Genomic DNA, 238 nt, shown 5'->3' with positions numbered 1-238 from the left:
ACCGGGCGGCGCCGACCCTTGAACTACGTTCTCGTGCGTACGTCATTACGGACTTCTTCGTGGCGCATCTGCTGCTTTTCGTCAAGACCGTCGTTCGCAACTACGCGATCCCCATTACGGAGACGGCCCCGCCCGCCCGGCGCGATACGATCGTGAAGCAGCTGGATTATGCGATTCCGCTCCACTACTAGGTTTTCGCCTTTCTGTAGAGTAAGGGGCTGTACCCCGCGTACGATCT

Annotated in this window: 1 protein-coding gene; it reads left to right on the top strand. The window is 58.8% G+C overall.

Going from position 1 to position 238, the window contains the following annotated elements:
• Nucleotides 1-191, top strand: a 191-nt coding sequence (locus KVT38_RS34170) for a spore coat protein (RefSeq protein WP_217598139.1), incomplete at its 5' end; no start/stop codon positions are given.
• Between the last annotated feature and the right edge of the window lie 47 nt (nt 192-238).

The organism is Cohnella sp. GbtcB17, assembly GCF_019091135.1.
In the GTDB taxonomy this organism is placed as follows: Bacteria; Bacillota; Bacilli; order Paenibacillales; family Paenibacillaceae; genus Cohnella.
The sequence above is the reverse complement of the archived record's forward strand: the minus strand, read 5'-3'. Positions and strand labels throughout refer to the sequence as shown.